Below are 21,228 nucleotides of genomic sequence, written 5' to 3'. Positions count from 1 at the left end.
TGCGTCAGGCTCGCTCACCCGGATCGGCCAGCAATCCGGCGAAAGCCAGCTCGGCGGCTCCGATCAGCAGCCGATCGGCGCCGAGGGCGGCCGGGCGGATCTCGAGGCCCTCGACGCTCTCGGACATGGCGAGCGCGTCGACGTCTGCGGCGATCTGCTCTGAGCGCAGATCGGCGATCGTCGCGAGGAAGCCTCCCAGCACGACGAGCGTCGGATTGAGCACGTTGACGGCATTGGCCAGCGCGCTCGCGAGCACGTGAGCCTGTCGTGTGATCTCGTCGGCCACCGCCGGCGACTCCGACGATGCGAGCGCGGCCTCGAGCGTCTCGTCGTCAGCGCCCTCCAGACCCACCGAGTCGAGCAGCAGCCGCCTGCTCACCTCTGCCTCGAGGACGCCGTCGCCGGTGCGGCGGTCGCCGTCCGCAGAGATGCGCGGGCGGTTCTGTCCGAACTCCCCCGCGTATCCGCCCGCACCCGCGACCGCCCGACCGTGGATGATCAGGCCACCACCGATTCCGGAGGCGCCGCCGTTCAGATAGACGATGTCGTCGATCCCCCGACCTGCCCCGTAGCGGTGCTCTGCGATCGCCCCGAGGGTGGCGTCGTTGTCGACGAAGGCCGCAGACGACGTTGCCGTGCCGACGAGGCCGGCGAGCGGCACATCGGTCCAGCCCAGATGGGGCGCGTTGCGCACGACTCCGTCGGAGGTGCGCACGAGACCGGGCACGGCGATTCCGACAGCCGCGATCCGCACGTCCGCGAGCGGCCCCGCGCGCCACGCGGCGATGCGCTCGGCGATGGTCGCCACGACGACTGCAGGTGTCGGCACGGTATCGTTCGGCAGTCGCTCGCGCACGAGGATGCTGCGGTCGAGACCGACCGCAGCGATCTCGATCGCATCGACCTCCGGGTTCACCGCGATGGCGACGACGCGGGCCGAGGCCGTCACGACCGGCGACGGTCGACCCACGCGACCGGCGACGTCGGGGACCCGCTCGTCTACCAGACCCCGTCTGACGAGTTCGGCGACGAGGTCGGCGATCGTCGAGCGGTTGAGGCCCGTCTGCTCGGTGAGAGCCGCTCTGGACTGGGCGCCGTTCTCGTGCACGAGCCGCAGGATGAGGGAGAGATTGTGTGGGCGGGTGCCCAGCGCGGGGCTCGACTGCGACGGCATCCCTTCACTGTAGGGGGTGGACGGGGCTCCTGTCATGAGATATGTTGTCAAGCACAACTTATTCGATGATCTGCACAGGAGCAGCCATGACCACCCCCACCCGTGACGACAAGTTCTCCTTCGGCCTGTGGACCGTCGGCTACAACGGAGCCGACCCGTTCGGCGGCCCGACTCGACCCGCACTCGACGTCGTGCACGCCGTCGAGAAGCTCGCCGAACTCGGCGCCTACGGTCTGACCTTCCACGACGACGACCTGTTCGCCTTCGGCTCGACCGACGCCGAGCGCCAGAATCAGATCGATCGCCTCAAGGGCGCACTCGACGACACGGGCCTCGTCGTGCCGATGGTCACCACGAACCTGTTCAGCGCACCGATCTTCAAGGACGGCGGCTTCACCTCGAACGACCGCGACGTGCGCCGCTACGCCCTGCGCAAGGTCTTCCGCCAGCTCGACCTCGGCGCTGAGCTCGGCGCGAAGACATTCGTGATGTGGGGTGGCCGGGAGGGCGCCGAGTACGACTCCGCGAAGGACATCCGGCAGGCACTGGAGCGCTACCGCGAGGCCGTGAACCTGCTCGGCGACTACGTGACCGACAAGGGCTACGACATCCGCTTCGCGGTCGAGCCGAAGCCGAACGAACCCCGCGGCGACATCCTGCTGCCGACGCTCGGCCACGCGATCGCATTCATCGACTCGCTCGAGCGCCCTGAGCTCGTCGGCGTGAACCCCGAGGTCGGTCACGAGCAGATGGCCGGACTCAACTTCACCGCCGGCATCGCGCAGGCGCTGTTCCACGGCAAGCTCTTCCACATCGACCTCAACGGCCAGCGCGGCATCAAGTACGACCAGGACCTCGTCTTCGGTCACGGCGACCTGCACAATGCCTTCTCGCTCGTCGACCTGCTCGAGAACGGCGGCCCCGGCGGCGTCCCCGCGTACGACGGCCCGCGTCACTTCGACTACAAGCCGAGCCGCACGGAAGACGAGAAGGGCGTCTGGGATTCGGCCGCCGCGAACATGCGCACCTACCTGCTGCTCAAAGAGCGGGCGGCCGCGTTCCGCGCCGACCCCGAGGTGCAGGAGGCACTCGCCGCCGCCCGCGTCGACGAGCTCTCGACCCCGACGCTGAACGCCGGCGAGACGTACGACGACTTCCTCGCCGACCGCTCTGCATACGAGGACTTCGACGCCGACTCCTACTTCGGCGGCAAGGGCTTCGGCTTCGTCCGACTGCAGCAGCTCGCGACCGAGCACCTGCTCGGCGCCCGCTGATCGTCATGCCACTGGTTCTCGGGGTCGATTCGTCGACCCAGTCCTGCAAGGTCGTGGTCGTCGACACGTCGACCGGCGCGGTCGTCCGCTCGGGTCGCGCATCGCACCCCGAGGGGACGTCGGTCGACCCCGAGGCCTGGTGGCGTGGGCTGAACTCGGCGATCGCGGAGGCAGGGTCTCTCGACGACATCGCCGCATGGTCGATCGGCGGTCAGCAGCACGGCATGGTCGCCCTCGACGAGTCGGGGGCCGTGATCCGCGATGCGCTGCTGTGGAACGACACCCGCTCATCGCGTGCCGCCCAGGATCTGATCGACGAGTTCGGCGCATCCGCACTCGCCGCCCGCACCGGTCTCGTGCCCGTGGCCTCGTTCACGATCACGAAGCTGCGGTGGCTGCGCGACCACGAGCCCGAGAACGCGGCGCGGGTGGCGGCGGTCGCGCTGCCGCACGACTGGCTCACCTGGCGGCTGCGAGGCTTCGGCCCTGACAACCCCGCGCTCGACGAGCTCGTCACTGACCGATCTGACGCGTCAGGCACCGGATATTGGAATCCTGCGACGGGTGAGTACGACCGCGAACTGCTCGTGGCAGCTCTCGGGCACGACGCGATCCTGCCGCGCGTGCTCGCTCACGACGAGTCGGTGACGGATGCCGAGGCGCGTCGCGTGGGCGCGGGAGCAGGAGACAACGCCGCCGCAGCGCTCGGATTAGGTGCCGCTCCTGGCGACGTCGTGGTGTCGATCGGCACGTCGGGCACCGTCTGCGCCGTCAGCGCGACCCCCATCAGCGACCCGAGCGGCACCGTGGCCGGCTTCGCCGACGCCTCGGGCAACTTCCTGCCGCTCGTGGCGACGCTGAACGCGGCTCGGGTCGTCGACGTCACCGCGGCGCTTCTCGGGGTCGCCCACGGCGAGTTCAGCGATCTGGCGCTGCGCGCGGATCCGGGCGCGGGAGGTCTGACCCTGCTCCCCTACTTCGAGGGCGAGCGCACCCCGAACCTGCCGGATGCCACGGCATCCCTCAGCGGTATGAGACTCGCCTCGACGACCAGGGAGAACCTCGCCCGGGCTGCGGTCGAAGGGATGCTCCGAGGACTCGGCGCAGGGCTCGACGCGCTGCGCGAGCTCGGCATCCCGCTCGAACGGGCATTGCTGATCGGCGGTGGCGCACAGTCCGAGGCCGTGCGCCGCATCGCGCCGGAGATCCTCGGCCTGGCGGTCGAAGTACCCGAGCCCGGCGAGTACGTCGCCCTGGGCGCCGCGCGCCAGGCCGCACAGCTGGTCGCCTGAGGCAGCGAGCGTCCACCCCTCGGGAAGAGAACTGCGCCTCGGCAGGAGAACTGCGCCTCGGGAGGACGAATCAGCCGCATCCGTCCTCCCGAAGCCCAGTTCTCCTCCGCAGCGCGATCAACCGGATGCCGGGCGGCGGCAGGCCGATGTCGGAGGACGGATGCCGTCAGCCGGCGAGCACCCGAGCATCCCGCTGCGCGACGATGCTCAACTCTGCCGCAGCGAACGCGTGCTCCTGCGTCATGGCGAACTCGGTGCGGTCGAGGCAGTCGCGGATGAGCTGACCGAAGAACGGGAAGCCCGTCTTGCCCGTCGCATCGAAGCGGAACTGGCCGTCATGGTTGACGAGCAGCACCTGCCCTCCGCCGTTGTCGGTCGTGATGTCGGTGTACTTGCGCAGCTCGATGTAGCCGTCGGTGCCGAGCAGCACCGTGCGGCCGTCGCCGAAGACGTCGAGACCCGCCGGGGTGAACCAGTCCACCCGCACGTACCCTGTCGTGCCGTTGTCGAGCACGACGTGCGCGTCTCCGAAGTCCTGCAGCCCGGGGGTCTCGGGATGCGCGTAGTTGGCCACCGTAGAGCTGACGATCTCGCCGTCGGTCGCGCCCGTGTAGTAGAGCATCTGCTCGAAGTTGTGGCTGCCGATGTCGCAGATGATGCCGCCGTACTGCTCGGGGTCGTAGAACCAGTCAGGTCGCCCCGAGCCGATGCGGTGAGGACCGAACGAGGCGACCTGCAGCACGGTGCCGATCGCCCCCTGATCGATCAGCTGGCCGGCGAGGATCGCTGCCTCCGAATGCACCCGCTCGCCGTAGTAGACGGCGAACTTCCGCCCGGTGCGTTCGACGGCGTCACGCGCGGCCGTGAGGTCACCGATCGTCGTGATCGCTGGTTTGTCGGCGAAGAAGTCCTTCCCGGCATCCAGCACACGCACGCCGAGAGGCGCCCGCTGATTCGCGATCGAGGCGCTGGCGATGAGCTGCACCGCGGGGTCATCGAGCACCTCCTGCTCGCTCACGGCGGCCCGTGCCTGCGGGAACCGCTCGATGAAGTCCGCGACCTTCGCCGGGTCGCCGTCGTAGACGAGCGAGAGCGTCGCGCCGGCCTCGATGAGCTGCTCGACCATCCCGTGGATGTGTCCGTGGGCCAGGCCCACAGCCGCGAAGACGAACTCCCCCGGGCCGACGACCGGCTCAGGCAGCGGATCGAAAGTGTATGTGCGGGTCATCGGTCGTTCTCCTCGTCGGTCACGTCGCCATCCGTGACGTCGTCATCGGTCACGTCATAGGTGCGCAGGCGTCCGCACATGCCGAAGCCGCGATCCCCCACCGAGGGTACGGCCTGGTGAACGCGCGCGTCGGCGAGGTGCGTCACCGAACCGGACGCGACAGCTTCGGCGAGCGCGAGCGACTGCTCGGCCTGGGCCAGCGGACGCTCTCGCACCAGGTCGCCCCATGCCTCGGCACGGTCACGCACGAGCGAACCCGCAGCGGCGTGGAAGGCCTCGAGAGCAGCACGATCGCCGGCGATGACCGCATCCCGCAGAGCCTCGAATCCGGTCACGGCCAGGTCCCGACGCGCGGACGCACGCTCGGCTCGCCCGCTCTCGTCTCCGAGCGAGGTCGCCGCAGCATAGGCTTCCGGGTCTGCCACGATCTCTGCGGGGAAGGTCATCACGGCATCCCCCGCCTCCGGCAGCCCTGCATTGCTCATCAGCACGACGACCCGAAGGTCGCCCCTGTTCACGGCACGATGGATGGTTCCCGGAGTGAACCACACGACCGACCCCGCCGACAGGGCGGTCTCGCGGAAGCCGTCTGCGTCGATCGTCTGCAGCGCGCCCCGCCCCGAGATAACCACGTACGCCTCGGTCGAGACGAGGTGCATGTGCGGGCTTCCGCCGCAGATGCCGTCGGGAGCCGCATCCGCATAGACGTCCAGATGCGACAGCGACGTGCCGCCGGGGAACGAGGATGCGGTCACGATGCCGCCTCGGTCAACGAGGTCGTCTTCTCGAAGAAGTGCGGGGCGTTCGCGACGAGCTGGCCGGCCCGGTAATACGGATCGGAAGCCGCGATCGGCAGGGATACGAACTGGTGCTCGAAGCCCGCCTTGTAGATCGCCGTGACGACCTCGACCGCATTGCGTCCGTCGAGGCCGCCGGCGATCGGCGGCCTCCCGTCGCGGATCGCGCCGAGCAGGTCACCGATCTGACCTTCGTGCCCGAGATGGGCGAGAGGTGTGCGCTCGGCGACGAGCGCCTCGATGCGCGCCACCACGTCGACATCGCCTTCCTCCTCCGGGAATCCGTCCGCGCGGGCGCGCTCGGCGGCGACCGAGAACGGCTGCGAGACTCGGGCGTTCGCCCCCTGGATCACGATCGCCTGTTCCTGTCCGTGGTGCACGACCGAGCTGGTCAGCTGTGCCAGGCCCCGGTCGTAGCGGAAGACCGCCACCGAGAGGTCCTCGACCTCGGCGTTGTCGTGCTGCGCATTGGCGAGCATCGCGGTGATCTCGGTCGGACTCCCCAGCAGCCACAGCAGCAGGTCGATGTGGTGGATGGCGTGGTTCAGAGTGCATCCGCCACCCTCCTTCTCCCACGTCCCGCGCCACCACAGGTCGTAATACGGCAGCCCCCGCCACCACGCCGAGTCGACGCGCACGTGGGAGATCGATCCGAGCAGCCCGGAGTCGACGACGTCCTTGAGGGTCGCGAGATCGTCGCGGAATCGGTTCTGGGCGACGACCGAGAGCACCTTGCCAGAGCGCTCCTGCGCCTGAAGCATCGCGTCGCACTCTTCGAGCGACGGGGCCATGGGCTTCTCGACCAGCACGTGGATGCCGGCATCGAGAGCCGCGATCGCGAGGGACGCGTGCGTCGACGGCGGGGTCGCGATGCTGACGATGTCGACCAGCCCGGAGGCGATCATCTCGAGCGGATCGTCGAACGTCGCGACGTCTGTCAGATCGAAGGACCCGGCCTTCTGCGCGGCCTTGCCGGGGATCACGTCGGCGAACGCTGCGATCTCGCAGTCCCCAGGGAACGCAAGGTATCCGTTGATGTGCGCGTCAGCGATCCCGCCGGTGCCGATAATTCCGATCCTGAGCATCCACTGCCTCCTCGATGAGGTGTTACTACGTATTACTAAGACGTAGTAGATACTATCGAGAGGGACACCGGTCACGTCAAGCCCCGAAAGGACGGATGCCATGGAGAAACGCCCGACGAGCCATGACGTCGCCCATCTCGCCGGGGTGTCGCAGTCCACCGTGTCGTTCGTCTTCACCGGACGCGCCGGTATCTCCGAGGCAACACGCGAGAAGGTGCTGCGCGCGGCATCCGAGCTCAACTACCGGCCGAACCTCGCAGCCCGCTCGATGCGCACGCAGCGCACCGGCCGCCTCGCCGTCGTGGTGCCGATCGCGACCATGAATCCGCTCACCCTGCTGTCGGGGGCGATCGCCGCCGCGCGAGACGAGGGGTATGTCGTCGAGGTCGCCAGCCTGCCCGACGGCCCGGAGGAACGCGTCGAGCGTCTGACCGACGTGGTCGAGTCCGGACAGTACGAGGGTGTTCTCGCGTTCACTCCGCTCCCCTTCATCGACACGACCGGCGGTGGGCCGATCGTGCTCTCGGTCGGCGAGTTCGACGACGCCATGCACATGACCGGCGAGTTCACCGACTCACGTCCGATCGCCGAGATGATCGAGCAGTTGGCAGACCAGGGTCACCGACGGTTCATCCATCTGGCCGGAGCCGAGGACTTCCCCTCCGCACGAGCACGCCGCGACGCCTACGTCTCGACGATCGACCGACTCGGACTCGAGTCCCTCGGAGTCACCGACGGCGACTGGAGCGGCAAGGCCGGAGAGGCTGCGATCGCCGCGCTGCCCGACGATGCTCCGCCGCTCGCCGTGATCGCCGCGAACGACGTCATCGCGACCGGCGCGATCCGGGCCGCCACCAGGCGCGGGTGGAAGCTGCCCCACGAAGTCGCCGTGACCGGGTGGGACGACCACCCTCAGAGCGCGTTCCTCGTGCCCTCGCTCACGAGCGTCTCGCAGGACCGCGAGCGTCTCGGCGCCTACTCGATGCACCGACTCGTCGCGGCGGTGCGAGGTGGCGAGCCGCCCGAGAAGCCCGACGGACTGCTCACCATCGTGTGGCGCGAGTCGACCGAATCCCCTCAGTGACTACCGTGGAAGCGGAGGCCCCCATGAAGATCCTGATCCCGAACACCATCGACCTGCCGGTGACCGCCGACGTCGAGGCAATCGTCTACGACATCGATGCAGCCGTCCCGGAGGAGCACCGCGACGCCGAAGTGCTGGTCGTCTGGCACAACTCGTCGGAATGGCTGAAGGAGGCCGCCCGCGTACTCCCGAAGCTCCGGCTCGTGCAGGCGCTCGCCTCGGGTGCCGATGTCGTCCTGAACGCCGGATTCGATGATGATGTGCGCATCTGCTCCGGTCGTTCGCTGCACGACGGTCCGGTCGCCGAGCACGCACTGACGCTGATCCTCAGCGCGGTGCGGCGCCTCGATCGGCTCCACGATGCGCAGCGCGAGCACCGCTGGGACGATGACTTCAACGACATGCAGAGCGCTCCCGACACGCAGCAGTCCTACACGCTCGCCGGCTCCCGGGTCACGATCTGGGGCTTCGGCTCGATCGCCGGGGCTCTCGCTCCCTACCTCACGGCGCTGGGCGCCGACGTGCAGGGCATCGCCCGCACCGCAGGCACCCGATCGGGTTACCCGGTGCACGCGGATGCCGACGCCACGGCGATCCTCGCCGAGACAGACGTGCTCGTCTCGATCCTCCCCGCCACGGCCGAGACCACCGACCTGTTCGGCGCCGAGGTCTTCGGTGCGCTCAAGCCCGGGGCGGCCTTCGTGAACGTCGGCCGGGGCGCGACGGTCGATGAGGCCGCCTTGATCGCAGCACTCGAGTCGGGGCAGCTGCGTGCGGCCGCCGTCGACGTCACGAAGTCCGAACCGCTTGCGGCATCTGATCCGCTGTGGGATGCGCCGAACCTGCTCATCACGCCGCACATCGCGGGCAACCGGCCGGTCGGCGCCGCGCACCTGGTCGACCAGAACGTGACCCGCCTGAACGCCGGCGACGACCTCGTCAACCAGGTGCGCCCTTAGGGTCTGGACACCGCGCCGCGAGCGGCGCATGCTGAACGCATGACCGCCTTTCAGACCACGCACGCGTTCAGCGGATTCAGCGTCGACGACATCGACGCCGCCCGTTCCTTCTATGGCGACACCCTCGGGTTGGATGTCACGACCAATGCCATGGGCTTCCTCGACATCAGCCTTCCCGATGGCGGCTCGATCCTCGTCTACGCCAAGCCGAATCACACGCCGGCAAGCTTCACGATCCTCAACTTCCCCGTCGACGACATCGACGCGGCGGTCGACGACCTCAACGGGCGCGGAGTCGTGACCAAGATCTACCCCGACTCCGAGTTCGCGACCGATGACAAGGGCATCCTTCGCGGCGGCCCCGATCGCGGCCCCGACATCGCGTGGTTCACCGACCCTGCGGGCAACGTGCTCGCGGTGATGTCAACCGCCTGAGCGACGCGGCCCCCACGACCGGTCAGGGCGTGCGTGTGCTCGACACGATCAGCGCGCGCCCCAGTGCGGCGGCTCCCAGGAGTTCGACGGCAGCGGGAGCAGATGCATCTCTTCGAGGGCCAGCTCCGCTGCGATCGGATCCGCGTCCTCGACCGCGCGACCCAGACGACCCCACCCGGTCTCGAGCATCGCCCAGTTCGGCTCGCGATCGCCTGCCGTGATGCGGATCTGGTAGCTCATCGGGGTCATCGCAGCGCGCGCGAGCGAGACCAGCGCGGCATTGGCGCAGCGTTCGAGGAGCAACTCGTACATCTCGATCCCCAGACGCAGGTGCTCATGCGTGTCTCGCGCCGCGAGCGCCGACTCGACCCTGCGGACGATCGCGGCGAATGTCGCCCGGTCGGTGTCGTCGAACGCGCCCACTGTGGTTCGGGTCACCCCGCCCATCACGACACCCAGAGTCTGGATGAACGATTCCACGTGCTCGGGGTCCGGCTTCACGACACGCGTGTAGCTCTGCGCAGCGGACTCGACGAGTCCTTCCATCGCCAGGCCCTGCAGGGCGTCACGAATCGGTGTGCGCGAGATGCCCAGCCACTGCTGCAGCTCTTTGTCGTCGAGGCGCTCGCCGGGCTTCAGCGTGCCGTCGAGAATGGCGTCGCGGATCGCGTCGTGGGCTTCATCACGCAGAAGCCGTCGTCGGACGGTCGGCTTCGAATCATTGGGAACCGGCATGTGGCTTCCTGCTCAGGGGTCGGGAACGCTGCAGCACAGGTTACCGGTCTGACGTCGGTCTCAGATCTCCCGGTCTCGGGCGAGCAGCCCGTCGAACAGCGCGTTCATGGCGGGGTCGACGCGCTGCAGCTCGGGGTGCGAGTCGTGCCAGTCGATGATCTCGCGCGCCGCGGTGTGCAGCGGTACGACCGGGGCGAAGTCCGGCACGACGCGGCGGATCTTCGTGTTGTCGAAGATGACCGAGTGCGCCATGTCACCCGTGAGCTGACCGGTGCGGTCGGGCGCGGCATCCTCGATCACCCTGCTCGTGGCGTAACGGATCTTCGGCTCCGCACCCGCCGCACGTCCGAGGATCGAGTAGATGTCGTTCCAGGTGTAGACGAAGTCGCTGGTGATCTGGAAGGTGTCGCCGTACGCGAGCGGGTTGCCGAGCAGCCCGGCGAAACCCACCGCGAAGTCGCTCGAGTGGGTGAGCGTCCACAGCGACGTGCCGTCGCCGTGCACGATGATCTCCTCACCGCGGCGGATGCGGTCGATCGCCGTCCATCCGCCGAACGCGGGGATCGTCCATTTGTCGTAGGTGTGCGACGGACGCAGAACCGTGACCGGGAAACCGCGGTCACGGTAGGCGGCTTCGAGCAGATCCTCGCAGGCGATCTTGTCGCGTGAGTACTGCCAATACGGATTGCGCAGCGGCGTGGACTCGGTGATCGGCAGGCGCGCCACGGGCTTCTGATACGCGGATGCCGAGCTGATGAAGACGTACTGCCCGGTGCGGCCCTCGAACCGGTCGATGTCGCGCTGCACCTGGTCGGGGGTGAAGGCGATCATGTCGACGACCACGTCGAACTCGCGGCCGGCGAGGGCGGCGTCGACGGCGGCAGCATCCGAGACATCGGCGGTCAGCACCTCGACGCCGTCGGCGGGCTCACGGCGCGACTGCCCACGGTTCAGCAGCGTCACCTCCATGCCCCGAGACGCGGCGAGCGCGCTCGCCGCGGAGGAGATGATCCCCGTCCCACCGATGAACAACACCTTCGTCGCAGTCATGCCTTCGACTCTATCGACGGCTCAGGCGCAGGGCTCCGATCACTGCCGGGATGCGGCTATAGGGAGCCGTGGACTCAGGCGAGCTGTTCGAAGAGCGCGCGGACTGTCGTCTCAGCGACCCCCGGCTCCCCCGCGCGTATCGCCCGCGCTGCCGCTCGGGCCGCCGTCGAGTACTCCTGCGTGGTGACGCCACGAGAGGCACCCTCAGAGAACTGCAACGCGCACTGGGCCAGGATCGCGCTCTCCACGAGGTGCATCGACTGTCGGGGATGCTCCACGAGGTCGGCTACAGCGGTGAGGAACGCGACCACCGCGGCGTTGCGTCCGGCTGCTGAATCTGCACGGCCGACCAGTTCAGCGAGCGCCGCGAGATCCGAGCGGACCTGCTCCGTTGTCGTGGACAACGTCTTTCTGAGCGCTGCACCGGCGAGCACGCCGGCATAGCCGATCGCGGCACGCGACTCACCGGTGGTGAAGTCGGCGACCTTCGTGTACCGGGCGGGAGTGACCTCCACCAGTCCGATGTCCCGAAGCCGGATGATCGCTTCACGGATCGGATTCAGTGACATGTCGAGCTCCTTGGCGAAGCGCGTGGTGTTGAGCGAATCGCCGGAGAGGTAGTCCCCCCGGAGTATCGCCGCAAGGATGTGCTCGAAGGCCAGTTCCGGCAGCGGAACGGAACCGTGATGCACCCGCTGACGCGCCCACGGGTCGGCATAGGCGATGGTCATTGTTGCTCCCCGGGTCCGTTGTGGACGCTCCCGGTCGTGGGAGCCCCTACTGAACAGACTCGCTGCCGCCCGGAATATTACGCCGAGCTCGCAGATTCGCCTCAGACGACGGTCGCGCCGGGGGTGGCCGCGTACTCCTCGAGGGCTGCGATGACATCGACCGACAGCACGACCTGGCTGGCTGCGACGGCGTCGTCGATCTGTCCGATGCGCGATGCGCCGATGATCGCTGTGGTCACCACCGGATCGCGCAGCACCCAGGCGACGGCGAGCTGCGGGATCGACAGACCCGCGTCCTTCGCGACGCGGTCGATGCCGCGAATGCGCTCGAGATAGCTGTCGGTCAGTGCCGATCCGTTGAGGAAGTGACTGTTCGCCGCGCGCGAGTCGGCGGGGACGTCGCCGTCGATGTACTTGCCGGTGAGCAGTCCCTGGGCGAGCGGCGAGAACACCGCACTGCCGACGTTCAGCTCGCGCAGCGCCGGGAACAGCTCGGCCTCGGGAGTGCGGTCGAAGAGCGAGTAGCGGGGCTGGTGCAGCAGCAGCTTCACACCCTGCTCGGCGAGCAGCTCATACGCCCGCCGCGCGAGCTCGGCCGGGTAGTTCGAGAGGCCGACGTACAGCGCCTTGCCGCTGCGCACGATGTCGGCGAGCGCCGTCACGGTCTCCTCGAGCGGGGTCTCGGGGTCGGGGCGGTGCGAGTAGAACACGTCGACGTAGTCGGTGTTCATGCGCGTGAGGCTCTGCTCAAGCGAGCGTGTCAGGTACTTGCGCGAGCCGCCGTCGCCGAAGGGTCCGGGCCACATGTCGTATCCGGCCTTGGTCGTCACGAACAGCTCGTCACGGTAGCGGGCGAGTCCGCTGTCGAGCACGGCACCGAACGTCGACTCGGCCGATCCGTAGGGCGGACCGTAGTTGTTGGCGAGGTCGATGTGCACGACTCCGCGGTCGAAGGCGTGCAGCACGATCTCACGCTGGCTGTCGAAGGTGCGGTCGCGGCCGAAGTTCTGCCAGAGACCCAGCGAGACCTTGGGCAGCTGCACGCCGCTGGCGCCGGCGCGCTGGAAGGGCACATCGGTGTACCGGGTGGAGGCGGCCTCGAAGGGGGTCGTCAGGCGGGGGTCATCGGCAGCGATGGGCATGAGGGATGCTCCTAGAGGCGAGGCGGGGGAAGGGCTTCAGGATAGCGCTTGCCGCACCGCGGGCCCGGACTCGCCATAATCTGCGATCATGACGACTCCGGTCTGCGGCCGCCGGGTCGGAGCGACCTCTGTCAAGGACTCCGACGAAGTCGGACGGGCGAGGTAACGTGACGCGGAGCCGGCGAACGTCGCATCCACCCCGCTGTGCGCGGGATATGAGAAGAGGTCCATGATGGGCGGGACCCCACCGTCGAAGCTCTCCGGCACGTCGAACGCGATCGTCGTGACCGGAGCACGTGTGCACAACCTTCGTGACGTGAACGTCGCGATCCCCCGAGACGCCCTCGTCGCGTTCACGGGCGTCTCAGGCTCGGGAAAGAGCTCTCTCGCCTTCGGCACGCTCTACGCCGAGGCCCAGCGCCGCTACTTCGAGTCGGTGGCTCCCTACGCGAGGCGCCTGATGAGCCAGGTCGACATCCCCGACGTCGACGCCATCGCGGGTCTGCCGCCTGCGGTCGCCCTCCCCCAGCAGCGCACCGCCGGCAGCGCACGATCGACCGTCGGCAGCGCCACGTCGATCGGCAACGTCGTGCGCATGCTGTTCTCGCGCGTCGGCACGTACCCGCCGGGGGCGGAGCCGCTGCTCGCCGAAGACTTCTCCGCGAACACCGTGCAGGGTGCCTGCCCGCGATGCCACGGAATCGGGCAGGTGTACGACGTGCCCCTGCATCTCATGGTCCCCGACGAGTCGCTGACGATCCGCGACCGCGCTCTCGACGCCTGGCCGAGGGCGTGGCACGGCAAGCAGCTCATCGACAGTCTGATCTCGCTCGGCTACGACATCGACATCCCGTGGCGCGATCTGCCCGAGGAGCAGCGTCAATGGGTGCTGTACACCGAGGAGTCCCCTCAGGTTCCGGTGTTCACCGACCGCGGTCCGGCGCAGGTGCGCAAGGCGGTCGCAGCCGGCATCGAGCCGTCCTACATGAGCACGTTCGTCGGCGTGAAGCAGTACGTGCTCAACACCTTCGCCCATTCGAAGAGCGCGAAGATGCGCGAGAAGGCAGCGAGCTTCATGGTCAGCGTCCGCTGCCCGATGTGCGACGGGCGTCGGCTGAAGCCCGAAGCGCTCGCCGTGAGGTTCGCCGGCCTCGACATCACACAGATGGCCGCGCTTCCGCTCGCCGATCTCGCGGCTCTTCTCGAGACGGCACTCGCCCCGCCCGGCGGTGAGTCGGGCACAGATGCATCCGATGGCGGAGCACTCGCGCCCGAGAAGCAGCTCGCCGCGCACCGGCTGGTCAACGAGCTGCGCGATCGGGTCTCGCCCATCATCGAGCTCGGGTTGGGCTACCTCTCGCTGGATCGATCGACCCCCACGCTCTCGTCCGGGGAGTTGCAGCGGATGCGGCTCGCGACCCAGGTGCTCTCGCAGCTGTTCGGGGTCATGTTCGTGCTCGACGAGCCTTCTGCCGGGCTCCATCCCGCCGACGGCGAAGCACTCGTGCGCATCCTCCGCTCGCTCAGAGACTCGGGCAACACGGTCTTCTTCGTCGAGCACTCCCTCGATGTGATCCGGCATGCGGACTGGATCGTCGACATCGGCCCCGGTGCGGGAGCCACCGGCGGCGAGATCGTCTACTCCGGCCCGATCGACGGGCTCCGAGAGGCGGAGCACTCGCAGACCCGGCGGTACCTGTTCGCCGATGAGCTGCGCGCCGAAGAACCGGCGACACCGAGGCCGGCCTCGCGCGAGCCCGACGGCCGGCTCGTGCTCACCGATGTCTCGCGCAACAACCTCCGCAGCGTCTCGGTGTCGATCCCCCTCGGCTGCCTCACCGCCGTCACCGGCGTCTCCGGCTCGGGCAAGTCGTCTCTCGTCACCCAGGCTCTGCCCGATCTGCTGCAGAAGAGCCTGTCCAGCGAGGTGGACGGCTCGACGATCGACACCGCGGGCGACACGCAGAGCAGCACGGCAGCGGATCCGCTGTTCTCCTCGCCGACGGCCGAGACCACGGGGCGCGCCTCCGGTCCTGCCAGTCGCGTGCGGCGCGTCGTGCAGGTCAGTCAGAAGCCGATCGGCCGCACGTCACGATCGAATGTGGCGACGTATACGGGGCTCTTCGACCGTGTCCGCGCTCTGTTCGCCGCGACTCCCGAAGCACGTCGGCGGCGCTATGCCGCGAGTCGATTCTCCTTCAACCTGGCGAGCGGACGATGCCCCACCTGCAAGGGAGAGGGCACGGTCGAGGTGGAACTGCTCTTCCTCCCCACCGTCCATGCCCCGTGCAGCACGTGCGGTGGCACCCGCTACAACCCGGAGACCCTCGAGATCGAACTCCACGGGCATACGATCGCCGACGTCCTCGCCCTGAGCGTGAACGACGCGCGGGTTCTGTTCGCCGACGATGCCGACGTCGCCCGACACCTCGACGCCCTTCTCGACGTCGGACTCGGGTACCTGCCGCTGGGGCAGTCGGCGACCGAGCTCTCCGGCGGCGAGGCGCAGCGCGTGAAGCTGGCGTCCGAACTCCGGCGCGCCCAGCACGGCGACACCCTCTACCTGCTCGACGAGCCCACCTCGGGGCTGCATCCGTCCGACAGCGATCGGCTGCTCGTGCATCTTCAGCATCTGGTGGATGCCGGCAACACCGTCGTGATGGTCGAGCACGACATGCGCGTGGTGGCGCAGGCCGACTGGGTGATCGACATGGGTCCCGGCGCCGGAGACCTCGGCGGGACGGTCGTGGCCGAGGGGACTCCGCGTGACGTCGCCTCGGCGAGCGGAAGCACGACGGCGTCGTACCTTGCGGACGCCATCTCGGCTCAGGACCGCGGGGTCAGCACCTGAAAACAGAAAATCCCTGCCGAGGCAGGGATTTCATCTGCGGAGACGAGGGGATTTGAACCCCTGGTCCCCGTGAGGGGACTCCACCTTAGCAGGGTGGTGCACTCGGCCGGACTATGCGACGTCTCCAGGCATCCGTTCCGTGAAGACCGGATGCACCTTGCAAGCATAACGGGTTCCCGTGGCGGGAACGAATCGAGACTCGGCGGTCCTCGGCCGGGCCGTCTGCAGGACGAAAGCACGTCTGCAGGACGAAAACCGACGGATGCTCCCGCATCCGTGCCCCGGTCCTGCACACGGCACGGGTTCCGAGCGTGCCACCCACCGACGGTCGGTCAGCCGGCGCTCGACTCGCGCACGACGAGCTCGGGCTGGAAACGCACGCGACGGTCGTGCTCGACCCCGTCGAGCTCCTTGAGCAGCAGGTCGACCCCCGTCCAGCCGAGCAGCCGGGCGGGCTGGCGCACCGAGCTCAGCGGCACGACGGTCGCCGAGGCGAAGTCGATGTCGTCGTAGCCGACCATGGCGATGTCCTGGGGCACGCGGATCGCGGATCCGAAGCTGAAGGCCTGCAGCAGACCGACGGCGAGCAGGTCGTTCGCGGCGAAGACGGCATCCGGGCGCGATTCAGGGGCACGCGCCGCGATGACCTCGCCCGCAGCCCTCCCCTGCAGCACGGTGAGCGCCGACTGCTCGAACACCTCGAGCGTCACCTCGGGGTGGGCTGCGACCGCCGCCTGCACTCCCCGCAGACGATCGGCCACCTGCTGCACAGACTGCGGCCCACCGACGAAAGCCAGCCGGCGCCTCCCCGAAGACAGCAGATGCTCGGCCGCGAGCCGGCCGCCCTCGACGTCGTCGACGGACACCGACGGAAGAAGGCCCTCCTCCACCTCACGGTCGACGAGGATCACCGGCATGCCGCCAGCGGCGAAGCGGTGCACGGCCGAGAGGTCGTCGGAGGCGGGCGTCAGCAGTACGCCGTTGACGCGCTGCTCCTGGAAGAGTTCGAGATGAGCGACCTGGCGCTCGTCGCGCTCGTCGCTGTTGCCGAGCAGCACGGTCATGCCGGCATCCGCTGCTCTGTCTTCCGCTCCCCGCACGACCTCGGCGAAGAACGGGTTGCCGATGTCGGGCACCACGAGACCGATGCTGCGACTGCGTCCTGCCCGCAGCTGCCTGGCCGCGTCGTTGCGCACGAAGCCGAGCTCCTGGATGACGCGCTGCACGCGTTCGACCGTCTTGGCGGACACGCGTTCCGGCTGGTTGAGCACGTTCGAGACGGTGCCGACCGAGACGCCGGCCGCAGCCGCGACGTCCTTCACCCCTACTGCCATGGCGTGCCTCCGTCCGTCCGCGCGTGCGCCAACGACTACCTTCTCATTCCTCGCCGCTCTCCCGGCGCCGACGACGCCCCGGCACGGCGACGACGGCAAGCGCCGCGCAGCCGATTCCGGCGATGAAGAGGGGTGCGAGCGCCCACGTCACGACACCGGTGAAGACGGCCGCGGCCGCGATGTAGGCGGCTCCCGCGACATCCGCTCGGATGGCCGCGGGCACGGCACGCACGGCGTCCTTCCACCCGAGCGACGGCGACCATGCGCCCGCTGCGAGGAGCACGGCGACGGCGAGAGCGAGCAGTCCCGCCCAGCCGACGACCGCGATGGCCTCGCCACCGGGCAGCGCACCCGACCCCGCGAGCACCACGTCGATCGTCAGCACGGTCGCGATCAGCGCAGCCGGCACACCCACGGCGAGCGACGGCAGGATGCCGGCGCGTACGTCTTCCCAGAACAGCGCGGTGCGCGAGTCCTCGGCCGCGACGAAACGCCGCAGGTGACGGACGCCGGCAGCCAGCGCGATCGGCAGGGTGACGACGCCGAGGGCGATGATCGTCATGAGCAGCCCGACCGTCAGCACCTCGCCGAACAGACCGAACTTCGCCGTCGCGCCGGGGTTGACGCCCGGCTCGACCCCGCCGACCGTGGGGCCGGCGCCTGAGCGCGCCTCACGTTTCGCGGCCCGATGAGCCCGACGGTCTTCGCGGATGACCGACATGGCTATCCCTTGAGTCCCTGGGTCGCCACGCCGTCGACGAGGAAGCGCTGGAAGACCACGAAGAACAGCAGCACCGGCAGCAGGGCGACGAACGAGGCCGTGACCGTCGCGCCGTAGTCGGACGACGAGGTCTGGTCGTTGTAGAGACGCAGCGCGATCGGCAGCGGGTAGTTCTCGGGGCTGGTCAGGTAGAGCAGGGGCCCGAGGAAGTCGTTCCACGCCCAGATGAACGAGAAGATCGCGCAGGTGATCAGCGCCGGCTTGATGAGCGGCAGGATGATCGACCAGAAGATCCGCAGGTGGCCCGCACCGTCGATCTTCGCCGCTTCATCCATGTCGCGGGGCATCTGACGGATGAACTGCACGAGCAGGAAGACGAAGAACGCCTCGGTGGCGAGGAACTTCGGCAGGATCAGAGGGATGAACGTGTCGACCCAGCCGAGCTGGTTGAAGATGATGTACTGCGGGATGATCACGACGTGGAACGGCAGCAGCAGCGTGCCGATCATCGCCGCGAACAGCACCCCGAGCCCCTTGAACTGCACCCGGGCGAACGCGTATGCCGCGAGAGCCGACGAGAGCACCGTGCCGACGACCGCGGAGACCGCGAGGATCAGCGAGTTCAGGAAGAAGCGCCACATCGGCACTCCGGCGATGCCCTCCATGACCTTGCCGTAGTTCTCGACGGTCGGCGCCTGCGGGAACAGGCCCGGGTTCTGGCCGAACTCGGAGTTCGGCTTGAACGTCGACAGGAACAGCCACAGCAGCGGGTAGAGCACTACAGCGGTGAGCACGATCAGACCGATGAACCAGATGACGGTCTGCCAGGTCTTGCGCTTGATCCTGCGGCGAGGGGCGGAGGCGGATGCAGTGACGACAGCCTCGGTGGTGGGGGTGGTGATGCTCATTTGTCGTCTCCCGAGTAGTGCACCCACGACCTCTGGGTGCGGAAGAGGATGAAGGCGATGATCGCGACGACGACCAGCAGCACCCACGCGATAGCAGCCGCGTAGCCCATCTGCCCGTCGGAGAATCCGCGCTTGTACAGGTACACGGTGATGAAGTTCGTCATTCCGGCGGGGCCGCCGGTGCCGTTCGAGATGATGTACGCCGAGGCGAACACCTGGAACGCGCCGATCAGACCGAGCAGCAGGTTGAAGAACATCACCGGCGAGAGCATCGGGATGGTGACCGCACGGAACCGGCGGTAGGCGTTCGCGCCGTCCATCTCGGCCGCCTCGTAGAGCTCCTTGGGGATCTGCTTGAGGCCGGCGAGGAAGATCACCATCGTCGCGCCGAACTGCCACACGGCGAGCAGGATCATCATCGGGAGCACGAGGCCCGGGTTTCCGATCCATCCCCCGAGGTTGACCCCGAAGATCTGCAGACCGCTGTCGACCGGACCGTCGGAGGAGAACATCGCCCGCCACACGATGGCGACCGACACCGAGCCGCCGATGAGCGACGGTGCGTAGAACGCGGAGCGGAAGAAGCCCGCACCCTTGTCGCGGTAGTTCAGCAGCATCGCGACGGCCAGCGCCGCCGCCAGGGTGATCGGGGTGCCGATGAACACATAGACCAGGGTGATCTGCGCCGACTGGATGAAGTTCGGGTCGTTCGTGAACAGACGGATGTAGTTGTCCAGGCCGATCCACTTGGGCGGCTGGAAGATGTTGTACTTCGTGAAGGACAGGTACAGGGAGTACACCATCGGCACTCCGGTCAGCCCGAAGAAGCCGATCAGCCACGGGGTGAGGAACGCATAGCCGGTCGCGGTCTCGCGACGCAGTCGTGCACGCTGTCCGGGCCGTGCGAGTTCGTTCTCGGGGCGGCGGCCGCTTCGCAGCGCCCGCCCTCGCCCGGACTTCTTGCCCGTGACGATCGTCCTGGTCGCCGTCGTGCTCATGACAGCTCCTTCCGAAGTGGATGGGGTGCGGTGGGTCGGGCGGACGTCGCCCGACCCACCGGCGGAATCACTGGTTGAGGACGACGTCCATCTCGGAGAAGAACTGCTCCACGGCCTCGTCGACCGTCGTCGTTCCGAAGTTCAGCTCGGTGCCCAGCACCCGGAACTTCTCCTCGAGGGTGCCGTAGCCGACGATCGGCACGGGCGGAGCGTCGCCGAGGCGGTCGGAGATGGACTCCTCGTAGTCCTTGACGAGCTGGCTCATTGGGTCGAGGTCGGCCGCCTCGAGAGCGGTCTCGGATGCCGGGAGGCCACGGTTCGTGCCGAAGATCTCCCCGGACTCGGGCGAGTTCACCAGGAAGTTGACGAGCGTCGCCGCCGCCTCCGGGTGCTCCGTCTTGGCCGAGATCGTGTGCAGCATCGACGGCTTCAGGTAGAGGTCCTTCGCGCCGTCCTTGGTGACGGGAGGAGCCACGAGGCCGAGCTCGGTGTAGTTCTCACCGAGGTTGGCGAGGTAGCCGGCACCGAAGTTGTCCCACGTCAGCTCGCTGGCGTTCTTGGCCGCATCGAAGGCGCTCAGCGGGTTGAGCTCCTCGACGGTCTGCTGAGGAACGACGGCTCCATCGCGGATGTCATCGCCGGACTCCCAGAACTCCTTCAGGCGGTCCTCGTCGAAGCCGGGGGTGCCGTCCTCGTCGAACAGGTTCTTGCCTTCGCTGCGCAGCTGGATCTCGAAGTTCTGGATGCGGCCGGTCCAGTCCGACCCGCCCCAGAACGCGCCGCCGCTGGCATCGGTGACCTCGCCGATCCACTCGTCGTAGTCTTCCCAGTCGCCACCGGCGAACTGCTCGACGCCCGCGGTCTCGAGGAGTGCCGGGTTCGTGAACATGCCCCACGCGTTGGTGGAGGTCGCGATGCCGTAGGTGGTGTCGTCGACGACGCCGATGCCGAGGATGTTCTCGGGCAGCGGGTCGGTCTCGATGACGGATCCGAGGTAGGGCTCGAGGTCGAGCAGCAGGCCGTTCTCGGAGTACTGACGCAGGTACGAGTAGTCGAACTGCATCACGTCGGGGAGCCCGCCACCGGCGGCCTCGGTCTGACGCTTCTCCCAGAACTCCGGGAAGCCGAGGAACGTCGCGTTCACCGTGATGTTCGGGTACTCCTCGTTGAACGCCTCGATCGCCTGGTTGTACAGGTCGGCGCGGACGTCGTTGCCCCAGAACGCGAGGTCGAGTGTGACCTTCTCGTCAGGATCGTAGGTGGCCCCGCCCTCGGGGCTGCCGCCGCCGGCGCAGCCGGCGAGCACCAGCGCTGCGCTGGTGGCGACGGCCGCTGCGGCCGCCAGACGCTTCTTGCTGAACATCGTTGTCCTCTCTGGTGAACGTCCTCGTTCGGCTGAGCCGCGGAACGCCTGTGTCCATGTGGTGCGG

19 protein-coding genes and 1 tRNA gene are annotated in these 21,228 nt (G+C 68.2%); 6 read left to right on the top strand and 14 right to left on the bottom strand.

Going from position 1 to position 21,228, the window contains the following annotated elements:
* Positions 1-4: 4 nt before the first annotated feature.
* Positions 5-1,174 (bottom strand): ROK family transcriptional regulator, encoded by a 1,170-nt coding sequence (locus tag ASF63_RS14475; RefSeq protein ID WP_056515491.1) that lies wholly within the window; start codon positions 1,172-1,174, stop codon positions 5-7.
* A gap of 86 nt (positions 1,175-1,260) precedes the next feature.
* Between ASF63_RS14475 and xylA the strand changes: the two genes are divergently transcribed.
* Both xylA and xylB read left to right on the top strand, forming a co-directional pair.
* The gene (xylA, locus tag ASF63_RS14470) at positions 1,261-2,448 is read left to right on the top strand and encodes a xylose isomerase (protein ID WP_056515489.1); all 1,188 of its coding nucleotides are present in this window, start codon (positions 1,261-1,263) and stop codon (positions 2,446-2,448) included.
* A gap of 5 nt (positions 2,449-2,453) precedes the next feature.
* Positions 2,454-3,740 carry a xylulokinase gene (xylB, locus tag ASF63_RS14465; protein WP_056515486.1) on the top strand — a complete coding sequence of 429 codons (1,287 nt, stop codon included), beginning with the start codon at positions 2,454-2,456 and terminating at the stop codon, positions 3,738-3,740.
* 166 nt (positions 3,741-3,906) lie between these two features.
* Here the strand turns inward: xylB and ASF63_RS14460 are convergent, their stop codons facing one another.
* From ASF63_RS14460 to ASF63_RS14450, 3 genes are read right to left on the bottom strand one after another with little or no spacing between them, the layout of a single operon-like run.
* Positions 3,907-4,968, bottom strand: coding sequence for a Gfo/Idh/MocA family protein (locus ASF63_RS14460; protein WP_056515483.1), 1,062 nt, complete (start codon positions 4,966-4,968; stop codon positions 3,907-3,909).
* Positions 4,965-5,723, bottom strand: a complete 759-nt coding sequence (locus tag ASF63_RS14455) for a cupin domain-containing protein (RefSeq protein WP_056515480.1) — start codon at positions 5,721-5,723, stop codon at positions 4,965-4,967. Before ASF63_RS14455 ends, ASF63_RS14460 begins: the two co-directional genes overlap by 4 nt.
* Positions 5,720-6,850 carry a Gfo/Idh/MocA family protein gene (locus ASF63_RS14450; protein ID WP_056515477.1) on the bottom strand — a complete coding sequence of 377 codons (1,131 nt, stop codon included), beginning with the start codon at positions 6,848-6,850 and terminating at the stop codon, positions 5,720-5,722. Before ASF63_RS14450 ends, ASF63_RS14455 begins: the two co-directional genes overlap by 4 nt.
* Before the next feature lie 100 nt (positions 6,851-6,950).
* On the opposite strand from ASF63_RS14450, the gene ASF63_RS14445 reads away from it, so the two are divergent.
* From ASF63_RS14445 to ASF63_RS14435, 3 genes are read left to right on the top strand one after another with little or no spacing between them, the layout of a single operon-like run.
* Entirely contained in the window at positions 6,951-7,934 is a 984-nt protein-coding gene (locus ASF63_RS14445) for a LacI family DNA-binding transcriptional regulator (RefSeq protein WP_056515475.1), read from the top strand.
* Positions 7,935-7,957: 23 nt separating this feature from the next.
* Positions 7,958-8,893, top strand: coding sequence for an NAD(P)-dependent oxidoreductase (locus ASF63_RS14440; RefSeq protein ID WP_056515472.1), 936 nt, complete (start codon positions 7,958-7,960; stop codon positions 8,891-8,893).
* A 39-nt stretch (positions 8,894-8,932) separates the two neighbouring features.
* Complete coding sequence (locus tag ASF63_RS14435; protein WP_056515469.1) at positions 8,933-9,328, top strand: VOC family protein; 396 nt, start codon at positions 8,933-8,935, stop codon at positions 9,326-9,328.
* A 48-nt stretch (positions 9,329-9,376) separates the two neighbouring features.
* Here ASF63_RS14435 and ASF63_RS14430 read toward each other — a convergent pair whose 3' ends face one another.
* From ASF63_RS14430 to ASF63_RS14415, 4 genes are all read right to left on the bottom strand, one after another.
* Entirely contained in the window at positions 9,377-10,063 is a 687-nt protein-coding gene (locus ASF63_RS14430; RefSeq protein ID WP_056515466.1) for a GntR family transcriptional regulator, read from the bottom strand.
* Between the two features lie 60 nt (positions 10,064-10,123).
* Positions 10,124-11,113, bottom strand: coding sequence for an NAD-dependent epimerase/dehydratase family protein (locus ASF63_RS14425; protein ID WP_056515462.1), 990 nt, complete (start codon positions 11,111-11,113; stop codon positions 10,124-10,126).
* A gap of 74 nt (positions 11,114-11,187) precedes the next feature.
* Complete coding sequence (locus ASF63_RS14420; RefSeq protein ID WP_056515460.1) at positions 11,188-11,844, bottom strand: GntR family transcriptional regulator; 657 nt, start codon at positions 11,842-11,844, stop codon at positions 11,188-11,190.
* Between the two features lie 101 nt (positions 11,845-11,945).
* Positions 11,946-12,986: an aldo/keto reductase gene (locus ASF63_RS14415; protein ID WP_056515456.1), complete on the bottom strand. Its 1,041-nt coding sequence runs from the start codon at positions 12,984-12,986 to the stop codon at positions 11,946-11,948.
* A gap of 229 nt (positions 12,987-13,215) precedes the next feature.
* Between ASF63_RS14415 and ASF63_RS14405 the strand changes: the two genes are divergently transcribed.
* Complete coding sequence (locus ASF63_RS14405; protein ID WP_200934030.1) at positions 13,216-15,837, top strand: excinuclease ABC subunit UvrA; 2,622 nt, start codon at positions 13,216-13,218, stop codon at positions 15,835-15,837.
* Positions 15,838-15,874: 37 nt separating this feature from the next.
* On the opposite strand, the gene ASF63_RS14400 is transcribed toward ASF63_RS14405, so the two are convergent.
* The 6 genes from ASF63_RS14400 to ASF63_RS14375 form a co-directional block, all read right to left on the bottom strand.
* Positions 15,875-15,963, bottom strand: a tRNA-Ser gene (locus tag ASF63_RS14400).
* A 206-nt stretch (positions 15,964-16,169) separates the two neighbouring features.
* Positions 16,170-17,171, bottom strand: a complete 1,002-nt coding sequence (locus ASF63_RS14395; protein ID WP_056515446.1) for a LacI family DNA-binding transcriptional regulator — start codon at positions 17,169-17,171, stop codon at positions 16,170-16,172.
* A 43-nt stretch (positions 17,172-17,214) separates the two neighbouring features.
* Positions 17,215-17,892, bottom strand: a complete 678-nt coding sequence (locus ASF63_RS14390; RefSeq protein WP_056515443.1) for a hypothetical protein — start codon at positions 17,890-17,892, stop codon at positions 17,215-17,217.
* Positions 17,893-17,894: 2 nt separating this feature from the next.
* The gene (locus ASF63_RS14385) at positions 17,895-18,800 is read right to left on the bottom strand and encodes a carbohydrate ABC transporter permease (RefSeq protein WP_056515440.1); all 906 of its coding nucleotides are present in this window, start codon (positions 18,798-18,800) and stop codon (positions 17,895-17,897) included.
* Positions 18,797-19,798 (bottom strand): carbohydrate ABC transporter permease, encoded by a 1,002-nt coding sequence (locus tag ASF63_RS14380; protein ID WP_056515437.1) that lies wholly within the window; start codon positions 19,796-19,798, stop codon positions 18,797-18,799. The genes ASF63_RS14385 and ASF63_RS14380 overlap by 4 nt, the downstream gene beginning before the upstream one ends.
* Before the next feature lie 67 nt (positions 19,799-19,865).
* Positions 19,866-21,161, bottom strand: coding sequence for an ABC transporter substrate-binding protein (locus tag ASF63_RS14375; protein ID WP_056515434.1), 1,296 nt, complete (start codon positions 21,159-21,161; stop codon positions 19,866-19,868).
* Positions 21,162-21,228 lie beyond the last annotated feature (67 nt).

This window comes from Microbacterium sp. Leaf320, from assembly GCF_001423485.1.
Taxonomy (GTDB): domain Bacteria; phylum Actinomycetota; class Actinomycetes; order Actinomycetales; family Microbacteriaceae; genus Microbacterium.
Note: the sequence above shows the minus strand (reverse complement) of the source record. Positions and strands in the feature narration are given on the sequence as shown.

Excerpts from the sequence above, each read along its gene's own strand:
- ASF63_RS14420 (WP_056515460.1), bottom strand. The coding sequence starts at position 11,844 with ATGACCATCGCCTATGCCGACCCGTGGGCGCGTCAGCGGGTGCATCAC.
- ASF63_RS14445 (WP_056515475.1), top strand. The coding sequence starts at position 6,951 with ATGGAGAAACGCCCGACGAGCCATGACGTCGCCCATCTCGCCGGGGTG.
- ASF63_RS14475 (WP_056515491.1), bottom strand. The coding sequence starts at position 1,174 with ATGCCGTCGCAGTCGAGCCCCGCGCTGGGCACCCGCCCACACAATCTC.
- ASF63_RS14380 (WP_056515437.1), bottom strand. The coding sequence starts at position 19,798 with ATGAGCACGACGGCGACCAGGACGATCGTCACGGGCAAGAAGTCCGGG.
- xylB (WP_056515486.1), top strand. The coding sequence starts at position 2,454 with ATGCCACTGGTTCTCGGGGTCGATTCGTCGACCCAGTCCTGCAAGGTC.
- ASF63_RS14395 (WP_056515446.1), bottom strand. The coding sequence starts at position 17,171 with ATGGCAGTAGGGGTGAAGGACGTCGCGGCTGCGGCCGGCGTCTCGGTC.
- ASF63_RS14450 (WP_056515477.1), bottom strand. The coding sequence starts at position 6,850 with ATGCTCAGGATCGGAATTATCGGCACCGGCGGGATCGCTGACGCGCAC.
- ASF63_RS14435 (WP_056515469.1), top strand. The coding sequence starts at position 8,933 with ATGACCGCCTTTCAGACCACGCACGCGTTCAGCGGATTCAGCGTCGAC.
- ASF63_RS14405 (WP_200934030.1), top strand. The coding sequence starts at position 13,216 with ATGATGGGCGGGACCCCACCGTCGAAGCTCTCCGGCACGTCGAACGCG.
- ASF63_RS14375 (WP_056515434.1), bottom strand. The coding sequence starts at position 21,161 with ATGTTCAGCAAGAAGCGTCTGGCGGCCGCAGCGGCCGTCGCCACCAGC.
- ASF63_RS14390 (WP_056515443.1), bottom strand. The coding sequence starts at position 17,892 with ATGTCGGTCATCCGCGAAGACCGTCGGGCTCATCGGGCCGCGAAACGT.
- ASF63_RS14440 (WP_056515472.1), top strand. The coding sequence starts at position 7,958 with ATGAAGATCCTGATCCCGAACACCATCGACCTGCCGGTGACCGCCGAC.
- ASF63_RS14460 (WP_056515483.1), bottom strand. The coding sequence starts at position 4,968 with ATGACCCGCACATACACTTTCGATCCGCTGCCTGAGCCGGTCGTCGGC.
- ASF63_RS14415 (WP_056515456.1), bottom strand. The coding sequence starts at position 12,986 with ATGCCCATCGCTGCCGATGACCCCCGCCTGACGACCCCCTTCGAGGCC.
- ASF63_RS14425 (WP_056515462.1), bottom strand. The coding sequence starts at position 11,113 with ATGACTGCGACGAAGGTGTTGTTCATCGGTGGGACGGGGATCATCTCC.
- xylA (WP_056515489.1), top strand. The coding sequence starts at position 1,261 with ATGACCACCCCCACCCGTGACGACAAGTTCTCCTTCGGCCTGTGGACC.
- ASF63_RS14430 (WP_056515466.1), bottom strand. The coding sequence starts at position 10,063 with ATGCCGGTTCCCAATGATTCGAAGCCGACCGTCCGACGACGGCTTCTG.
- ASF63_RS14385 (WP_056515440.1), bottom strand. The coding sequence starts at position 18,800 with ATGAGCATCACCACCCCCACCACCGAGGCTGTCGTCACTGCATCCGCC.